The sequence below is a fragment of the Marinobacter sp. B-21 genome, from assembly GCF_056857895.1.
Window position 1 is genome coordinate 15894 of sequence record NZ_JBSXNZ010000044.1, and the last position, 16278, is coordinate 32171.

General features: G+C 58.7%; 19 protein-coding genes. 12 read left to right on the forward strand and 7 right to left on the reverse strand.

Translation table 11 applies throughout. The features are described from left to right. Nucleotides 1-3: 3 nt before the first annotated feature. On the reverse strand, nt 4-282 hold the full coding sequence (locus tag AC13C0_RS02410) for a peptidylprolyl isomerase (protein ID WP_117617911.1): 279 nt from the start codon (nt 280-282) through the stop codon (nt 4-6). A 183-nt stretch (nt 283-465) separates the two neighbouring features. Here AC13C0_RS02410 and AC13C0_RS02415 point away from each other — a divergent pair, with 183 nt between their 5' ends. From AC13C0_RS02415 to AC13C0_RS02430, 4 genes are all read left to right on the forward strand, one after another. Then, nucleotides 466-2052: an ABC-F family ATPase gene (locus tag AC13C0_RS02415; RefSeq protein WP_117617910.1), complete on the forward strand. Its 1587-nt coding sequence runs from the start codon at nt 466-468 to the stop codon at nt 2050-2052. Between the two features lie 179 nt (nt 2053-2231). Beyond that, nucleotides 2232-2801 carry a DUF1415 domain-containing protein gene (locus AC13C0_RS02420; RefSeq protein WP_117617909.1) on the forward strand — a complete coding sequence of 190 codons (570 nt, stop codon included), beginning with the start codon at nt 2232-2234 and terminating at the stop codon, nt 2799-2801. Between the two features lie 82 nt (nt 2802-2883). Continuing rightward, nucleotides 2884-3615: a polyamine aminopropyltransferase gene (locus AC13C0_RS02425; protein WP_117617908.1), complete on the forward strand. Its 732-nt coding sequence runs from the start codon at nt 2884-2886 to the stop codon at nt 3613-3615. Between the two features lie 15 nt (nt 3616-3630). After that, nucleotides 3631-4533 carry an NAD-dependent protein deacetylase gene (locus tag AC13C0_RS02430; RefSeq protein WP_117617907.1) on the forward strand — a complete coding sequence of 301 codons (903 nt, stop codon included), beginning with the start codon at nt 3631-3633 and terminating at the stop codon, nt 4531-4533. 139 nt (nt 4534-4672) lie between these two features. Here AC13C0_RS02430 and AC13C0_RS02435 read toward each other — a convergent pair whose 3' ends face one another. Further along, on the reverse strand, nt 4673-6085 hold the full coding sequence (locus AC13C0_RS02435; RefSeq protein WP_482953902.1) for a sodium-dependent transporter: 1413 nt from the start codon (nt 6083-6085) through the stop codon (nt 4673-4675). Nucleotides 6086-6176: 91 nt separating this feature from the next. Then, nucleotides 6177-7298, reverse strand: coding sequence for a Glu/Leu/Phe/Val family dehydrogenase (locus AC13C0_RS02440; protein WP_482953903.1), 1122 nt, complete (start codon nt 7296-7298; stop codon nt 6177-6179). Nucleotides 7299-7596: 298 nt separating this feature from the next. On the opposite strand from AC13C0_RS02440, the gene AC13C0_RS02445 reads away from it, so the two are divergent. After that, nucleotides 7597-8349 carry an AzlC family ABC transporter permease gene (locus AC13C0_RS02445; protein WP_482953904.1) on the forward strand — a complete coding sequence of 251 codons (753 nt, stop codon included), beginning with the start codon at nt 7597-7599 and terminating at the stop codon, nt 8347-8349. Continuing rightward, nucleotides 8339-8650 (forward strand): AzlD family protein, encoded by a 312-nt coding sequence (locus tag AC13C0_RS02450; protein ID WP_117617904.1) that lies wholly within the window; start codon nt 8339-8341, stop codon nt 8648-8650. The genes AC13C0_RS02445 and AC13C0_RS02450 overlap by 11 nt, the downstream gene beginning before the upstream one ends. Nucleotides 8651-8823: 173 nt before the next feature. On the opposite strand, the gene AC13C0_RS02455 is transcribed toward AC13C0_RS02450, so the two are convergent. Continuing rightward, entirely contained in the window at nt 8824-9594 is a 771-nt protein-coding gene (locus tag AC13C0_RS02455) for a DUF3750 domain-containing protein (protein WP_117617903.1), read from the reverse strand. 195 nt (nt 9595-9789) lie between these two features. Between AC13C0_RS02455 and AC13C0_RS02460 the strand changes: the two genes are divergently transcribed. Beyond that, nucleotides 9790-10005 (forward strand): dodecin, encoded by a 216-nt coding sequence (locus AC13C0_RS02460; RefSeq protein ID WP_117617902.1) that lies wholly within the window; start codon nt 9790-9792, stop codon nt 10003-10005. Between the two features lie 13 nt (nt 10006-10018). Here AC13C0_RS02460 and AC13C0_RS02465 read toward each other — a convergent pair whose 3' ends face one another. The 3 genes from AC13C0_RS02465 to AC13C0_RS02475 form a co-directional block, all read right to left on the reverse strand. After that, entirely contained in the window at nt 10019-10684 is a 666-nt protein-coding gene (locus AC13C0_RS02465) for a hypothetical protein (RefSeq protein WP_227539467.1), read from the reverse strand. A 47-nt stretch (nt 10685-10731) separates the two neighbouring features. Next, the gene (locus AC13C0_RS02470; protein WP_482953905.1) at nt 10732-11898 is read right to left on the reverse strand and encodes a GNAT family N-acetyltransferase; all 1167 of its coding nucleotides are present in this window, start codon (nt 11896-11898) and stop codon (nt 10732-10734) included. Between the two features lie 62 nt (nt 11899-11960). Next, nucleotides 11961-12305, reverse strand: a complete 345-nt coding sequence (locus AC13C0_RS02475) for a hypothetical protein (protein WP_117617900.1) — start codon at nt 12303-12305, stop codon at nt 11961-11963. A 178-nt stretch (nt 12306-12483) separates the two neighbouring features. Between AC13C0_RS02475 and AC13C0_RS02480 the strand changes: the two genes are divergently transcribed. The 5 genes from AC13C0_RS02480 to AC13C0_RS02500 all read left to right on the forward strand — a co-directional run bounded on the left by AC13C0_RS02480 (nt 12484) and on the right by AC13C0_RS02500 (nt 16150). Further along, nucleotides 12484-13170: a response regulator transcription factor gene (locus AC13C0_RS02480; protein WP_117617899.1), complete on the forward strand. Its 687-nt coding sequence runs from the start codon at nt 12484-12486 to the stop codon at nt 13168-13170. Nucleotides 13171-13178: 8 nt separating this feature from the next. Then, nucleotides 13179-14486 carry a sensor histidine kinase gene (locus tag AC13C0_RS02485; RefSeq protein ID WP_227539466.1) on the forward strand — a complete coding sequence of 436 codons (1308 nt, stop codon included), beginning with the start codon at nt 13179-13181 and terminating at the stop codon, nt 14484-14486. A gap of 51 nt (nt 14487-14537) precedes the next feature. Further along, nucleotides 14538-15143: a YigZ family protein gene (locus tag AC13C0_RS02490; RefSeq protein WP_117617897.1), complete on the forward strand. Its 606-nt coding sequence runs from the start codon at nt 14538-14540 to the stop codon at nt 15141-15143. 85 nt (nt 15144-15228) lie between these two features. Beyond that, the gene (locus AC13C0_RS02495; RefSeq protein WP_117617896.1) at nt 15229-15756 is read left to right on the forward strand and encodes a DUF4136 domain-containing protein; all 528 of its coding nucleotides are present in this window, start codon (nt 15229-15231) and stop codon (nt 15754-15756) included. A 37-nt stretch (nt 15757-15793) separates the two neighbouring features. After that, nucleotides 15794-16150: a translation initiation factor Sui1 gene (locus tag AC13C0_RS02500; RefSeq protein ID WP_117617895.1), complete on the forward strand. Its 357-nt coding sequence runs from the start codon at nt 15794-15796 to the stop codon at nt 16148-16150. Nucleotides 16151-16278 lie beyond the last annotated feature (128 nt).

Here is a 16278-nt window from a genome sequence, read left to right on the forward strand (position 1 = left end):
AGATCAGTTGCGGCTGGTCACTTCCAGCAGGTGATAGCCGAACTGGGTCTTGACCGGGCCGATCACGGTGTTCAGCTCACTGTTGAATACGGCCTGGTCGAACTCGGGAACCATCTGGCCCGGGCCGAAAGAGCCCAGGTCACCGCCGTTTCGGCCGGAGGGGCATGAAGAGTGTTGCTTTGCCACTTCGGCGAAATCCTGGCCGCCTTCGATGGCTTTTTTCAGTTCTTCACATTTTGCTTCGCTGTCTACCAGAATGTGGCGTGCGGTTGCTTGTGCCATGTTCAATATCCTGTTGTCGGATGAATGGGTTAGTCAGAATGGGAATGCTGCCCGGACCGCACGCCGGAGGCAAGTGCTTTTTATCCGTGTTTCTGCGGCCTCACAGTCCTGCCTGCAAACCTGTACAATGCCGGCTTTCTTTTAGCCGGCGCCCGGCCGGCCCCACATCGACAGGTTTGTTTCTTGATTTCCACCGCCAATATCACCATGCAATTCGGGGCCAAGCCCCTGTTTGAAAATGTTTCTGCGAAATTCGGCAACGGCAACCGCTATGGTTTGATCGGGGCCAACGGCTGCGGCAAATCCACGCTGATGAAGATACTCGGTGGTGACCTCGAGCCCTCTGCCGGCCAGGTCATGCTGGAGCCCAACACCCGGCTCGGCAAACTGCGCCAGGACCAGTTCGCCTATGAGGACTGCTCGGTGCTGGACACCGTCATTATGGGCCATGAAGAACTGTGGAACGTTAAAAAAGAGCGGGACCGCATCTACTCCCTGCCGGAAATGAGCGAGCAAGACGGCATGGCCGTGGCGGACCTGGAGGTGCAGTTCGCTGAAATGGACGGCTACACCGCCGACGCCCGCGCTGGTGAGCTGCTGCTCGGCCTCGACATCCCGCTGGAACAGCACAATGGCCCCATGAGCGTCCTGGCGCCGGGCTGGAAGCTGCGGGTACTGCTGGCTCAAGCGCTGTTCTCCGATCCGGACGTACTGCTGCTGGACGAGCCCACCAACCACCTGGACATCAACACCATCCGCTGGCTGGAAAGCATCCTGGTGGCCCGCAACAGCACCATGATCATCATTTCCCACGACCGGCACTTCCTGAACAGCGTGTGCACGCACATGGCGGATCTGGATTATGGCGAACTGCGTCTGTTCCCGGGTAACTACGACGAATACATGACCGCCGCTACCCAGGCTCGCGAGCGCATGTTGTCAGACAACGCCAAGAAAAAGGCCCAGATCGCCGAGCTGCAGCAGTTTGTCAGCCGCTTCTCGGCCAACGCCTCGAAGGCCAAACAGGCCACCTCCCGCGCCCGCCAGATCGACAAGATCCAGCTGGAAGAGGTAAAGCCCTCAAGTCGGGTGAGCCCGTTTATCCGTTTCGAGCAGGGCAAGAAACTGCACCGCCAGGCCGTGACCCTCAGGAACATGACCAAGGGCTTTGATGAAAAGCCATTGTTCAGGAACCTGAACCTGCAGGTTGAGGCCGGTGAGCGGGTAGCGATCATCGGCCCCAACGGCATCGGCAAAACCACCCTGTTGCAGTGCCTGTCCGGCGCTTACGCGCCCGACAGCGGCGAAGTAAAGTGGACCGACAGCGCTGAAGTTGGTTACTTCGCCCAGGACCATACCGCAGATTTTGCCGATGATGACAGCCTGACTGACTGGATGGCCCAGTGGACCACCGGGGGCGAACAACTGGTTCGGGGTACCCTGGGGCGCATGTTGTTCTCCGGCGACGACATCGCCAAATCTGTCCGTGTGATCTCGGGCGGCGAGCAGGGGCGGATGCTGTTCGGCAAGCTGATTCTGCAAAAGCCCAATGTGATGCTGATGGATGAGCCCACCAACCACCTGGATATGGAGTCCATCGAGGCGCTGAACCTGGCGCTGGAGAACTATCCGGGGACACTGATTTTCGTCAGCCATGATCGGGAGTTTGTTTCTTCGCTGGCTACGCGCATCATTGAGCTTAAGGCCGACGGTGTTACTGACTTTAGTGGGTCTTATGACGACTATCTTCGTAGCCAGGGGTACCTCTAAGACTTAGACTCTGGGTGCGGGCGGACATGTGGGCCTGGCTTTCCAAAACACGCTCCTTGCGGCACGTCCATGTGACGCTTGGGCTCCGCCATCCATGGCTCCGCACAGTTTTGGAAAGCCAGGCCCACACGCCCGCTTCAATCTTGTGAGTAGCCTTCGGTCATTTTAAGGAAAAGAACATGGGCGAGATTGAAATAGTTAACACAACCCGCAAATGGGTCGAAGATGTCGTCGTCGGCTACAATCTGTGCCCGTTCGCCAAACGGGAACTGGTCCGGAACCGGGTTCGGTTTGTGGTGTCGGATGCAGGGACCGAAGATGAGCTTCTTCACGCTCTTCACTCGGAGCTTCAGCGTCTGGAGGACGAACCGGAGATAGAAACCACCCTGTTGATTCACCCGGGTGTATTGCAGGACTTTGCTTCCTACAATGAATTTCTGGATGCTGCGGATGGTTTGTTGGCGTATCTGGATATGGAAGGTGTTTACCAGATCGCCAGTTTCCACCCGGATTACCAGTTTGAGGGCACCGAGTCGGGTGCTGCGGAGAATTACACCAACCGTTCACCGTTCCCGATGCTGCACCTGTTGCGCGAAGCCAGCCTGGAAGCGGCGATTGACAGTTATCCGGATGTGGATGGGATTCCGCAGAGAAACATTGAGTTGATGGAACAACTGGGCGCAGAGAAGATGCGAAAGACTCTTGCAGCATGTTTCGGTGAGTCCGCCCCTGGGCGGAATGGGGAGTAACCGTTCCTTGCACAGATTTTCAGGCTGGGGACGGCAAACTCAGATTTATCGTTTCCACCGGATACCATAAGAGCCAGAACACATGGGACTGCTTTTCGAGCAAATTGACAGCCAACCCTCGGTGATCGGTGAGATCACCCTGCGCCGGCGTCGGATTCCGGCGATTGGCGACCGGGATATCTACGAGGTGAAGCTGGGCGAGGAATTCCTCATGTCCAGCATGTTCGTGGACGCCGAAGTTGCCCTCTCCGACATCGGACTGGGCGAAACCGAAGGTGAAAACCTCCGTGTGGTTGTCGGCGGACTCGGCCTCGGTTACACCGCCGTGGCGGCTCTCAAACACCAGCGGGTCGACGAACTGCTCGTGGTCGAATACCTCGCGCCTGTGATTGGCTGGCATCAGAAAGAGCTCGTGCCCCTGGGCAAAGACCTTAATGCCGACCCACGGAATCGCTACGTTCATGGCAGCTTTTTTGACCTGGCTATCGCCGACCCCGAAACCGGCGGCTTTGATCCCGATAACCCCGGCAAGCCATTCGATGCCATCCTCCTCGATATCGACCACTCGCCCCGGGCCTTGCTGCATGACTCCAGTGCCAGCTTCTACACCGCCAACAACCTTCGCCTGATGGCCCGGCAACTCCGGCCCCGGGGCGTGTTCGCCATGTGGTCGAACGAGGGCGAGGATGAAAAATTCATGGCCGTGTTGAATGAAGTATTCACCGATGTCGTCTGCCACGTCGTATCCTTCTTTAACCCGTTTCAGAACAGGGAATCGTTCAACACCGTGTATGTGGCCCGCAAGCCGGGCTGAGAAACCGGAGTTTGTATGCCTGTAACCACGCACCGCAGCCGACCTTTCAGCTCCAGTCAGCGTCTGCCCGAACCGGATCAGCCGCCGGTGTTACATGAGCCGGAAGAGGCGGGAGCGTTGCTGGCGGAGTTTATCCATCGCCACCCAAGGCTGCTGATTCTCACCGGTGCCGGGGTGAGCACCGATTCCGGCATTCCGGATTACCGCGATGGCGACGGTGCCTGGAAGCGTAAGCAGCCGGTTCAGCACCACGCGTTCATGGAGGATTTTCACTCCCGCCAGCGCTACTGGGGCCGTAGCCTGATTGGCTGGCCAGTGATGCGTAACGCTGTGCCCAACCCCTCCCACCGGTACATCTCCGACCTCGAGCTGCTGAACCACAGCAGCCTGGTGGTGACTCAGAATGTTGACCGGCTGCACCAGAAAGCCGGTACCCGGGCGGTGACCGATCTTCATGGCCGGGCGGATGAAGTGGTCTGCATGAGTTGCGGCTACCGCTGCCCACGGGACGAGGTGCACGACCGTTGTGTGGATCTTAATCCCGGATTCCGCAGGTATACCGCGGAGCGCGCGCCCGATGGCGATGCCGATCTGGAGGTGGATTTCTCGGATTTCCGGCCGGCGGACTGCCCGAGGTGCGAGGGTATTCTGAAGCCGGATGTGGTGTTTTTCGGGGATTATGTGCCCAAAGACAGGGTTTATTCAGCACTGGATGTGCTCAGGGCCAGCGATGGTCTGCTGGTGATTGGTTCGTCGCTGATGGTGTATTCCGGGTTTCGTTTCTGCCGCTATGCGAGAGAATGGAGCAAGCCCATGGCAACGCTTAACCTCGGCCGTACCCGGGCGGAGGAACTGGTGGACCTCAAGCTCAATGCCCGCATCGGCGAAACGCTTGAAGCCGCACTGAAGCAACTGTGACCGGAAGCTGGCGTTAAGTCGGGGTCAGATGAAAGCGTTCATCTGACCCCGGATTTTGATCCGGGATCAACTGAAGTGAAGGCGGGGTCAGATGAACGCTTTCATCTGACCCCTTTTTCACAGCTCTGCAGGGGCGGCTTCAGGCCAGGTTGTAGAGAAACACCGCGCTAACGGCGACCGGAGTGATGAAGCGTATCGTCACGTACCACAAACGGAACATTGGCGCGGACAGCGACAATTCGTTCTCCAGTGCCTGGCGGGACATCACCCAGCCGGCGAAGATTGCCACCAGAAGACCACCCAGCGGCAACAGGATGTTGGCGGTAAAGAAGTCCAGCAGGTCGAAGATGGTCTTGCCCTCCAACATCGGCACGAAGCCCAGTGGGGCGAAGTCAGCCCACAGGTTCAGGGACAGGATCGACGCAATACCCAGCGCCCAGCAGACCAGGCCGGCGCCCAGGGTGCTCACCGTGCGGTTCATGCCTTTCTGCTCTTCCAGCCATTCCACGATGGGTTCCAGCAGCGAAATCCCGGATGTCCAGGCGGCGAAAATCAGCAGCACAAAGAACAGGGTGCCAAACAGCGAGCCCATAGGCATCTGGCCGAAGGCCAGCGGCAGGGTCTGGAAGATCAGGCCGGGGCCGGCGCCGGGTTCCAGGCCGTTGGCGAACACGATCGGGAAAATGGCCATCCCTGCGAGCAGTGCCACGCCGGTGTCGATGATGGACACGGTAATGGACGTTTTGGCGATGGAGATGTTCTTGGGCAGGTAGGAACCGTAAGCCATCATCACCGCCATGCCAAGGCTCAGCGTAAAGAAGGCGTGGCCCAGGGCCACCAGGACACCGGAGGTGGTCAGCTTCGAGAAATCCGGCTGGAACAGGAAGGCCGCAGCACGACCAAAGCCGCCGCTGGTCATGGCGTAGCCGACTACGATCAGCAGCAGCACAAACAGCGCCGGCATCAGGATACTTACCGCTCGCTCAAGCCCGGAGCGGACGCCGCGGGCGACCACCACCATTACCAGCGCCAGGAACACGCTGTGCCACAGCAGCAGGGTTACCGGATCGCTGAGCAGCCCGGAGAATATCGCGCCAATGGCCTCTGCGGACTGGCCCGCGAGCTGGCCACTGGCGGCGGTTCCAACGTAGGATACGGCCCAACCGCCAATCACCGAATAGAACGACAGAATCAGGAAGCCGGCCAGCACGCCGACGGCGCCGATCATCCGCCAGACCGGTTTCAGACCGTCGCGCTCGGCAATCAGGCGCAGGCTGTTCACGGGGCTGTGGCCACCCCGGCGGCCAATCATGACCTCAGCCATCATGATCGGAATACCGACCACGGCAATGCAGATCAGGTATATCAGGACAAAGGCGCCGCCGCCGTTTTCTCCGGTAATGTAGGGAAACTTCCAGATGTTGCCGAGGCCAACGGCGGAACCGGTGGCGGCGAGGATAAAGGCGAGGCGCGAGGACCAGAGGCCCCGTTTCGCATTGGAACCGTCAAGTGTCCCCGAATAGGTGGCGGAACCTGATGAACTGGCAGACATATCTTTCTCCTGGAGTACTTGTTTTTGTCAGGGATTGGAGCTCTGGAAGCTGCGGAGGTCTGCAGCTTCCAGGGGATGCACAGGCGTCAGGTTACCCGGTGCAGGCCACCCGCTCAGGCGCCAGCCCGGCGCCGGCGGTGTGCTTTTTGAACCGTTCTTCCGCCAGTTCGTTGGCGATCTCACCGGTCGGGCGGCCCGAGCGGTCAGAACGGTTAAAGATTTCGGCCAGGGTGTCGCCGATGGTGTCCACATGGGCGCGAACCGTTTCCGGCGTGGCACCGGTGCGCTCGTAGAACACATCAATGATGCCACCGGCGTTGATGGCGAAGTCCGGTGCATAGAGAATGCCCCGGTCCCGCAGCATGGTGTCATGCTCCGGGTGTTCCAGCAGATTGTTCGCGGCGCCGGCCACGATGCTGGCCTGCAACTGCGGAATGCTGTCATCGTTCAGCACCGCGCCCATGGCGCAGGGGGCGATCACGTCCACCGGCAGGAACAGGATGTCCTCGGCAGAGGCCGGCCTGGCGCCCAGCTGATCCACGGCCCGCTGCATATTATCTTCGTGGATGTCATACACCCACAGCTCGGCGCCGGCTTCCTTCAGGTGTTTCGCCAGCCGGAAACCGACATTGCCAATGCCCTGAATGGCCACTTTCAGCCCGTTCAGGTTATCCTGGCCCAGTTTGTGTTGGACCGCCGCTTTCAGGCCAATAAAGGTGCCGTAGGCTGTCGCGGGTGACGGGTCGCCGTTGCTGGGGTTGCCGTCAAACCCGGTGCGCGAGGCGATTCCGGCGACGTGACGGGTGTGCCGGCCCATCACCTTGAGGTCGGGTACGCTGGTGCCGGAGTCTTCCGCCGCGATGTATTGGCCGCCGAGGCTTTCCAGGTGGCGACCCATGGCTTCCATCAGGGCTTCGGTTTTCTGTTTGCGTGGGTCACCGATAATCACGGACTTGCCGCCTCCGAGAGCCAGGTTCGCCAGGGCAGACTTGTAGGTCATGCCTCGTGACAGTCGCAGCACGTCGCGCAGGGCCGCTTCGTCCGAAGCATAAGGGAACATCCGGCAGCCGCCCAGGGCCGGGCCGCGGGAGGTGTTGTGGATGGCCACGATGGCTTTCAGTCCGGTTTCCGGGTCGCAGAAAAAGGACAGGTGTTCGTGGTTGTCGAATTCAGGATGGCTGAACACGTTTATGGAGGGGGTGCTATCGAGCATTTTGAAATCCTCTCCCACCTGGCCGGATCTCGGCATGAGCGGGTATCTTGTTCTTGTCGTCCGGCTTATGGCCGGCAGTTTGATTTCATCGGTCCGGATTCCCATTGGGAAATGCCCTTTTGGGGCTGGACAGGAACAAATTAGCGACGATTGACGTTAACGTCAATTTCAAATTGGTGAATGGCTGGCAATTTTCATGAGTTATTCAACTAACGGTTTGAGCTTCGGGCAAAAATTTTTTGCCGCATGGTGGTTTTTACCTATTCGTTTTTAACGAGTTACCGCATAGCTTCCTAAGATGTCTGCCACTACCTATTCGTATCAGATTCAGCCGCATAAAGTGCGTGCGGAATTCCTCCGTCTCTTACCCATCTCGCTGTTTGTGATGGCGTTTGGCGCTGCCTTCGGCCTGGCCGCGACCCAGAAGGGGCTTCAGCCGCTGGAGGCGATCCTGATGAGTACCACCGTTTTCGCCGGTGCCGCCCAGTTTGCCGCCATCGATATGTGGGGCAGAGAGGTTTCGGCCCTGCCTCTGGTGGCCGTGGTATTTGCCATCAATTCCCGTCATCTGTTGATGGGGGCTTCGCTGTACCCGATGCTCAAGGACCTGTCACCCGGCAAGCGGTATGGTCTGTTGTTGCTGCTGACGGATGCCAACTGGGCGGTTTCGGCTCAGGAATATCAGAGTGGCCGGCGTAACCTTGAGGTGATTCTCGGTGGCGGGCTGGTGCTCTGGCTGGCCTGGATTATCGGTACCTGGCTGGGTGTTTACTTTGGCGGCTTGTTGCAGAACCCGAAAGCCCTGGGGCTGGATATGGTTCTGGGGAGCTTCCTGCTGGCCATGGCACTGGGCGGCAAGAAATCACCGAGGGTGCTGGTGGCCTGGACCGTTGCGGCGCTTGCCTCGCTGGCGGCCTGGAAATGGCTGCCGCCGAATTCCCACGTTGTGGTGGGCGCCCTGGCCGGTGGCGCGATCGGGTTCTTCTGGCTCGAGCGCAAGCCTGCCATCGATGCGGAGGCAGATACGGAGGAGGGCGCCCATGATCATTGAAACCACCACAGCTGGCATCCTGTTTCTGATTGCGATCATGACCGCCGTTACCCTGGTGACCCGCTTCGGCGGGGTATTCATCATGTCCTTTGTAAAGATCAGTCCGCGGATTGAGAGTTTCATCAATACCATGGCCAGCTCGGTACTGATCGCCATTATCGTGCCCATGGCGGTCAGCGGTGACGCGGGGGCTCTCGCAGCCTTGCTGGTAACCGCAATAACCATGCTTGCATTGCGTAAACCGCTGCCAGCCATCGCTGCCGGCATCGCGGCGGCCGGGATCGTGCGTTATCTGGCGTAAGCTGCCGATTCCAGGCTGATTGGAATTCTCTAGCCTCTGAAACCCTGCATCGGAGCAAGGAACAGGCGGGCAGAGCCTCCCAAAAACCGCTGTGAATACGTCCATGTACGCTTGGCTCCGCCATCCATGGCTCCGCACATTTTTGGAAGGCTCTGCCCGCCTGTTCCCCCTGGCTAAGGAGTGGTATCGGGCATTGGGTTCGTGTTTCGCAACGCGAGTTCTCCAACACCGGGAAGTTTGATGCCCAGCGCCAGCGGATTAACTCCGAACGACAGTCCCAGCACATTCAGCTCCAGACCTTCCCTGATTCCTGCCAGCAGACCGAAATAGCCTCCCAGTGAAATCTGGTAACCGGCCCCGCCCGGCACCTCCGCGACGAACTGATCACCCAGGTAATCCTTGCCAATCGCATGGCTTGGCAGTGCAACTTCGAGCCCCGGCACCTCCCGGATCACCCAGGCAACGAAGGTATTGCTGTTGGGTCCGGGCCAGGCTTCGTACTCGGTCGGGTAGGGGTAGGATTTCACGGCCTGGTAGATATCGGGGATCAGTTTCTCTGCTTCTTTGCCCCGTATGTCCGCATACAGCTCCGGCTTCGCGCCGTACCAGTGTCGGTCCGGTTCACCCGGTAGGGAGTTGACCACATAGTGGCGCCAGCCGGTGACCTCGTGAACACGGTAATAGCTGGCACCTTTCTCCTTGGTGGCAATCCAGGTGTGCACCGAAAAATAACCGCGCCAGCTCCAGGCCCGTGCGCCATAAACCTGCACGATCGCTTCCTCGGTTGTCTCCGGTGCCGGTGCGATGCCCGCGCTCTCCCGGGTGGCGGTCTGCCAGCTTTCCGCGCCCTGCAGGCTGCCGCTGGTGGCCAGGAGGATTGGTCCGGAAAGCAGGAGTAGCAGACCACCAAGAAGCCACCCGATGTATTTGAAAAATCGTTTCATGAACCTGTCCAGTGTGGTCAGACCTTCGAGACTTGGTCAGCGCCGATAAGTTCCGGGCCTGCAGAAGGATTGCAGTGAAGGAGTACGATCGCGGTTACCTCGCGGATGAGCACTGGGTGGTGCCGTGGTTTGCCGGAGCGAAGCTTGTCTTCTAGGCTCAGGGGTATCACGAACAAATTTTCAGCGAGGCCTATTATGTCTGACCATCATGTTTACAAGAAAGTGGAGATTGTTGGCTCGTCCAAAAAAAGCATTGAAGACGCCATCGAAAGTGCGCTTGAAGAATGTGGCAAGAGTGTCCGCAACATGGAATGGTTTGAGGTGACGGAAACCCGTGGCCACATCGTTGAAGGCAAGGTGGGCCACTATCAGGTGGTAATGAAAGTGGGTTTTCGTATTACTGACAGCTAAGGCCCACTGGTCTTCAGCTACTTCGGATGGCCCGTTGCCGGATTGATGACGCCAGCTGATTGATCAGGTCCCGGGCTTCTCCCTCATGCAGACTGTGGCATTTGTCCTGCAGGACCCGCCGGTCGTGGTTCGATGAGGCGCTGGTGACGTCTTTAAGAAGATCCAGATACTGGCAGGCAGCCAGGTGTGCCTTGATTTCGGCGTCAATCAATCGTGTGACCAGTTCATCTACGGATTCACTGCAGAATGGGCGGTTCCTGTTCAGAAGGTGACGCGCTTCCAGGGCGGCGTTCCGGGATTCCAGCCTCAACTCCCCTGCGGGCTCACCCGCTTCTACGGCCCTCAGGAAGGTGCCCAGGCGCTCGTAAAGTTGCCACACCTGTGGCCAGATCTTACTGTAGGCCTCCATCTCGGTATGGTAGCGGGCTTCCTCAAATGACGAGGTCGCCCCAGCGCTTCCGGCATCGCCAGGACGGTTGAATTGCGCCACCCGAATGTCATCTAACTCACGCCAGAGCGTGTCGCACTTCTCGCGTAAGCTCGCCAGCTGGTCCCGGTTGCGGTGTCGGGCGCCGGAAATAAGACTAAGGGAAATCAGGGCCAGCAGTAAGGCTCCCGCAGCGACCAGCAGCGGCAAATTGACTGATGAGAGCATGCGCCAAAGCGCGTCCGTGTCCATGGTATCTGACCCCGTCGAATTCCTGTCTCGGACTTTCAGTATAGAAGCTAATCCTGCCCCTGCTGTCGGAAGGGCAGGACAGATCTGGCGTCTTCAAAGTAATCGAGCACGTGGTCTGCTTCTTTCCGGGTGAAGTTTCCGATGGCCTCGCGAAAGCCCGGGTGCAGAACGCCATGCCAGGAATGGGTAATAACGGGCTCAAAGCCCCGCACCAGTTTGTGCTCGCCCTGGGCGCCGGCGTCGATGTGCGTCAGGCCCAGGTCCATGGCCAGCTCGATACCCTGATAATAGCAGGTCTCGAAGTGCAGGTGGTTGTATTCGTCCCGGCACCCCCAGTAGCGACCGTACAGGATGTTCTCACCGGCCAGGAACAGTGCGCCGGCAATCAGTTCGCCTTCGCGAACCGCCATGATGAGGTGCACATGCCCGGGCAGTTGCTCCAGAAGAAGTTCAAAGAACCGCTTGTTCAGGTAGGGGCGCTGGCCACGCTTCAGGTAGGTTGCCTGGTAGAACACGTAGAAGGCTGAGAGCACATGGTCCGGGATGCCCCGACCGTGAAAGCGGGCAAAAGAAATTCCTTGCTCGGCCACCTGCCGACGCTCCTTGCGGATGGATTTGCGCTTGCGTGAATTCAGCGCTCCCAGAAAATCCTCGAAGTTCCGGTAACCGTGGTTGTGCCAGTGGAACTGGCAGCCGATGCGGTGCAACTCCCGGTCATGATGGAGCAGCTTCTGGTCATCGCTGTCCGGAAACAGCAGGTGCCAGGAGTGGGCACCAAGCTTTCTGGTCAGCGTATCCAGCAAGTCATGAAGCTGTTCCGGTCTCAGTTGGCGGCGCAGATCCGGATCCAGCAACAACCTGGGGCCTGCGGAGGGTGTAAAGGGAACGGCGATCAGTAACTTCGGATAGTAATCGAGGCCATGACGTTGGTAGGCATTGGCCCAGGCCCAGTCAAAAATGTATTCACCCATGGAGTGGCTTTTCAGAAAGGCCGGTGCTATGCCGACGATTATACCGGCCATTCGGAAAACCAGGTGACTTGGCGTCCAGCCAGTAGCCGCAGAGGTGCAGGCAGACGCCTCCAGCGCCTGGAAGAACTCGTAGCGGAGAAACGGGTTGGTGCGTCCTGCCAGTCGTTGCCATTCCTGCGCAGGAATGGCAGTGATGCTGTCACAGGTTTCCAGGGTGAGGTCGGAAAGTCCGGATTCTGGCATGGTCGGGCAGTACTCCTTGATCTACCCGATACCATACGTCAGAACCCGGCTTCTGATCACCCCTAGGATTTGGCGCAGCGTTTTTTCAGTTCCTCCTGCCAGTTTTTCATGCGCTTCTCGTGCTTTTCGCGCCTTTCTTCGTGCATCTGGTTCCAGATTTCACGCTGCTCATCGTTCAGCTTGAGGCGCTCGGCCATAGCCTCACGACGCTCCGCCATCTCTTGCTGGCGTTCTTCCCTGTTGAACTTACCTTTGCCATCTTTGAGGTTCTCACACATCTCCGCCATGTCATGTCTGTCGCCCCGATGCTTGTAACCGTGATCGTCAGCCATGAGGGCCGGGCTGCTCATCAACAGGGCGGAAGCAAGGGCGCCTGCGGCAAGGATTGAACTGGTGCGTGTTTTCATAAAGCTATTCTCCAATAGTTGCTGCGTTGGCAGCTGTTGCGTTAACGGTTGCTATGTTAGCGCCACCTTTCGTCAACGAGCGTCAGGTCTGTGTAAAGGTTCTGCAAAGGAAATTACGCCGAATCAGCGGCTTGTCGTGAGCGTGTTAGACTTCTTGCAGTCAAGGTGGAGAGCAAAGATGCAGAGCAGGGTTTTACTGGTCGAAGACGATGATGAATTGCGAGAGCTTCTGGCCCGCTATCTGAACAATCAGGGCTTCTCCGTCCGTGAAGCGGCCAATGGCCGGGATGGTCTGGCTCTGGCGTTGGGACAGGACTGCGACATTGTTGTTCTGGATATTATGCTGCCAGATATCAGTGGGCTTGAGGTGCTGAGAGAGCTCAGGGCAGAAACTCACTTGCCGGTTGTGCTGCTGACGGCCAGGGGCGATGAAACCGACCGGATCGTCGGGTTTGAAGTCGGTGCCGATGATTACATTCCCAAACCCTGCAATCCCCGGGAACTGGTGGCTCGTTTACAGGCCCTGTTGCGCCGGATTGCCTGGGATCAGAAAACAGAGGTCAATGCTGCCCGGACTTATGGTGATCTGAGAGTCGAACCGGGCCATCGCCGAATTTATCAGAACGATAAAGCACTGGAACTGACGGCCACGGAATACGAAGTGCTGCAGGTTTTGCTGGCCCACGCCGGCAGCGTGGTTCGCAAAACCGATCTGATGCAGTGGGCGTTGGGTCGAAGGCTTGAGGCCTACGACCGGACCCTGGATATGCATGTCAGTAATCTTCGAAGGAAGCTGGGTAACGAGGATCCACCGAGGATCGAAACCGTGCGAGGTCTTGGCTACAGTTATCGGGTACCGGAATGAAGCATCAGGTGATATTTCCACTTTTCTGGCGGATCTTTTTTTCGATCTGGCTCGCCATGGCCCTGACCGTTGTGGTCAGCAACATAGCGACCCGGGTGCTTCTCGACCGGGAGCGGCAGGCCATTGAGCGGCAGGCGGGACTGCTGGACCTTGCCAGGGAAGCGGTAAAAATCCGTGAATCGGGCGAGCGGGGCAGTGTCTGGCGTTTTCTCAAGTCAGAGGGCGAGCGACTCGATCTACACCTGATCCTGCTTGAAAAAGATAAAAATGATGGCAGGCTGCCCCCGCACATTCGTGAGCGAATGGATTCGCGCTGGTATCCGCAGAAGCCTGCGGTGTTGGATATCAACGAGGATTATCGCCTGGTGGCATGGCCAAGGGCCGTGGGGGAGGGCTGGTTGGACCCCCGGTTTTTCCGAGTCATTGAACTCGGCCTTGCCTTCGTGATGATTTCCCTCGCGTGCTGGTGGATTGCCCGGCGGGTATCCCGCCCTCTCAGGCACATGGAAACAACGGCCCAGGCAATTTCACGGGGGGGCAATTCGCTTCGTGTAAGTGATCGCATTGCCCGGCGTAGAGACGAAGTGGGGCAGCTGGCAACGGCCTTCAATGCCATGACGGAGCAGCTGTGCAGCCTGCTGGAACGGCAGAAACACTTGCTCCGGGATATTTCCCATGATCTTCGGACACCGTTGGCGCGCCAGCGTATTGCCATTGAGCTGGCGAGCGAGGCCGGTGCAGATGAGGAGCTGATGGCCAGCATTCTGCGCCAGAACGAGCGACTCGATACGATGACGGGCCAGATTCTGACACTGTACCGGGTAACCGAAGCTGGCGGGGATATTGAGCGTGAGCCCCTGAAGCCGGTAAAGGTGATCAACCGGGTGTTGCAGGATGCGGCGGATTACGCGGAGCATCAGGGCGTCGACTGCAAACTTGTTGCCTCGCCGGAAAGTGCCGGCACCTCGGTGCTTGGCGATGAGGGGCTGTTGCAGCGGGCGATCGATAATATTCTGCAGAATGCCCTGGACCATACTCCGCCAGGCAAGGCCGTGAAACTTGCCCTATCGGTCTCCGATGGGTGGCTTAGTCTGGCCGTTGAAGATGATGGCCCGGGGGTCCCGGAGGAGGCACTGTCACACCTGTTCGAGCCGTTTTTCCGGGCCGATAAGTCCCGGGGTGGAACGGGCTGGGGGTTGGGGCTGGCTATTGCCAGAGATATCGTTTCCGCTCACGATGGCCGGATTGATGCAACCATCGCGGAGGCGGGCGGCCTGAGGGTGACGGTTCGCCTTCCGGTGTTTATCGGTGGGTGAGGGCGCCGGCTCGCTGCTGTATTTGTCGTCAGAGGCCATAGGTCATTTTCCATGAAAAAAGATTACCCGGTTCCTGCGGGATACCTTGAGCGGGAAACGGAAGTGAAAAAAAGCCGTTTTATCGCGCGGGTAGCCCCGGTGGGCTCCCGCGATGAGGTGAAAGCCTGGCTGGCGCAGGCCCAAAAGGACCACCCGGACGCCCGCCACATCTGCTGGGCCTACCAGATTGGCCGCCCCGGCTCCGCGGCCGAGGCCGCCATGAACGATGACGGCGAACCTTCCGGAACCGCCGGAAAGCCCATACTGAATGTGATTCAGTACAAGGATATGGGCGATGTGCTTGTGATGGTCATCCGGTATTTCGGGGGCATTAAACTCGGTGCCGGAGGACTGGTGCGGGCCTATGCGGGTGCTGCCGAGCGTGTTCTTTCTGCGGTAGACCGGGTTGTCCGGCAGCCCGTGATTGAGGCGCGGGTTACCCTGTCTTTCGCCGACGAGCAGCCTCTGAGACACTGGTGCGAGTTGCATGGCGCGTCGGTGGACTCGGTCGATTACGGTCCGTCCGTGCATGCCCGCGTGTCGGTCCCGGAGAACAGGGCGCAGCAATTCGGGGCCTTCTGCGATGCCCAGAAACTGGATTACAGTTTTGAAAGGTGATGGGTCTGAAGGGCACCCTCGCGCGTTTCGCGTTTCCTGTGCGTATACTGGTTATCAGTTAAATCCTCCATTGAGGGAAGAAGTGATGATGCGTTTACTGATGTTGTCGATAGTCGCACTGGCCATGACCGGTTGCGCCAGCAATGTGGTGACAGACTACAACTCGTCTGTGGTTTTCGGAAACTACACGTCCTGGGCGTTTGTGCCTGGCACGGAGTCCTCCTTTGTCTCCCTGGACGGCAACCGGGTGCGGAGCGCCATTGAAAGGGAGCTTAATCGCAAAGCGCTGCTGCAGGTTCCGGAGGCGGAAGCCGGTTTGCTGGTGAGCTGGCAGATTGTTCCCGAGGACAGACTCGAGCAGACTGGCCTGGGACTGGGGTTCGGCTTTGGCCACGGGAACTTTGGATGGGCGTTGTCCGCGCCGCCTCCGGTTCGCGAAATCAAAGAGGGTAAGCTGGTGGTCGAGCTGGCGGACAGCAAGTCCAAGCAGGTTGTATGGCGGGCTGCCAGTCGCCGCTATCTGAACGAGAACCAGTCGCCCGAAACCCGGAGAGCGCTGATCGACGAGTTGGTGGCTGAAATGTTTACCAAGTATCCTCCCGGCCTTGACTGAAAGATGGAGTGAGCAAAACAGGCAGCACGGAGACAGAATGAAGAAGCGATCTGAGGGCGGGCTGGTTTTTTCAACCGGGCTGGGTCGAATGTGCCCGGGTTGCAGAAACCCCGTCGCTGACTGCACCTGCGGTGATTCCAGGCGGCCCGCCGGAGACGGCATTGTCCGGGTTAGCCGCGAAACCAAAGGGCGCAAGGGCAAGGGCGTGACCCTGATCACTGGCATTCCCCTGGACGACAAGGAACTCAAGGCCTACGCAAAGATTCTCAAGGCGAGGTGTGGTACCGGGGGCACCGTGAAAGACGGCGTTGTTGAAATTCAGGGTGATCAGCGAGACATCCTGGTGCCCCTGCTGGAGCAGAAGGGCTGGGCAGTCAAGCGCGCCGGTGGCTGATGGTATAACACGCAATCACCGGACGCTCACATTACAATAGTGCCCTCAAGCAACAAATCCCAAGTTCCAAATTGACCGGAGTCTGGCCGGAAAACCCCGGGGTATACCCCCATGGGTGGCGGGTTCCG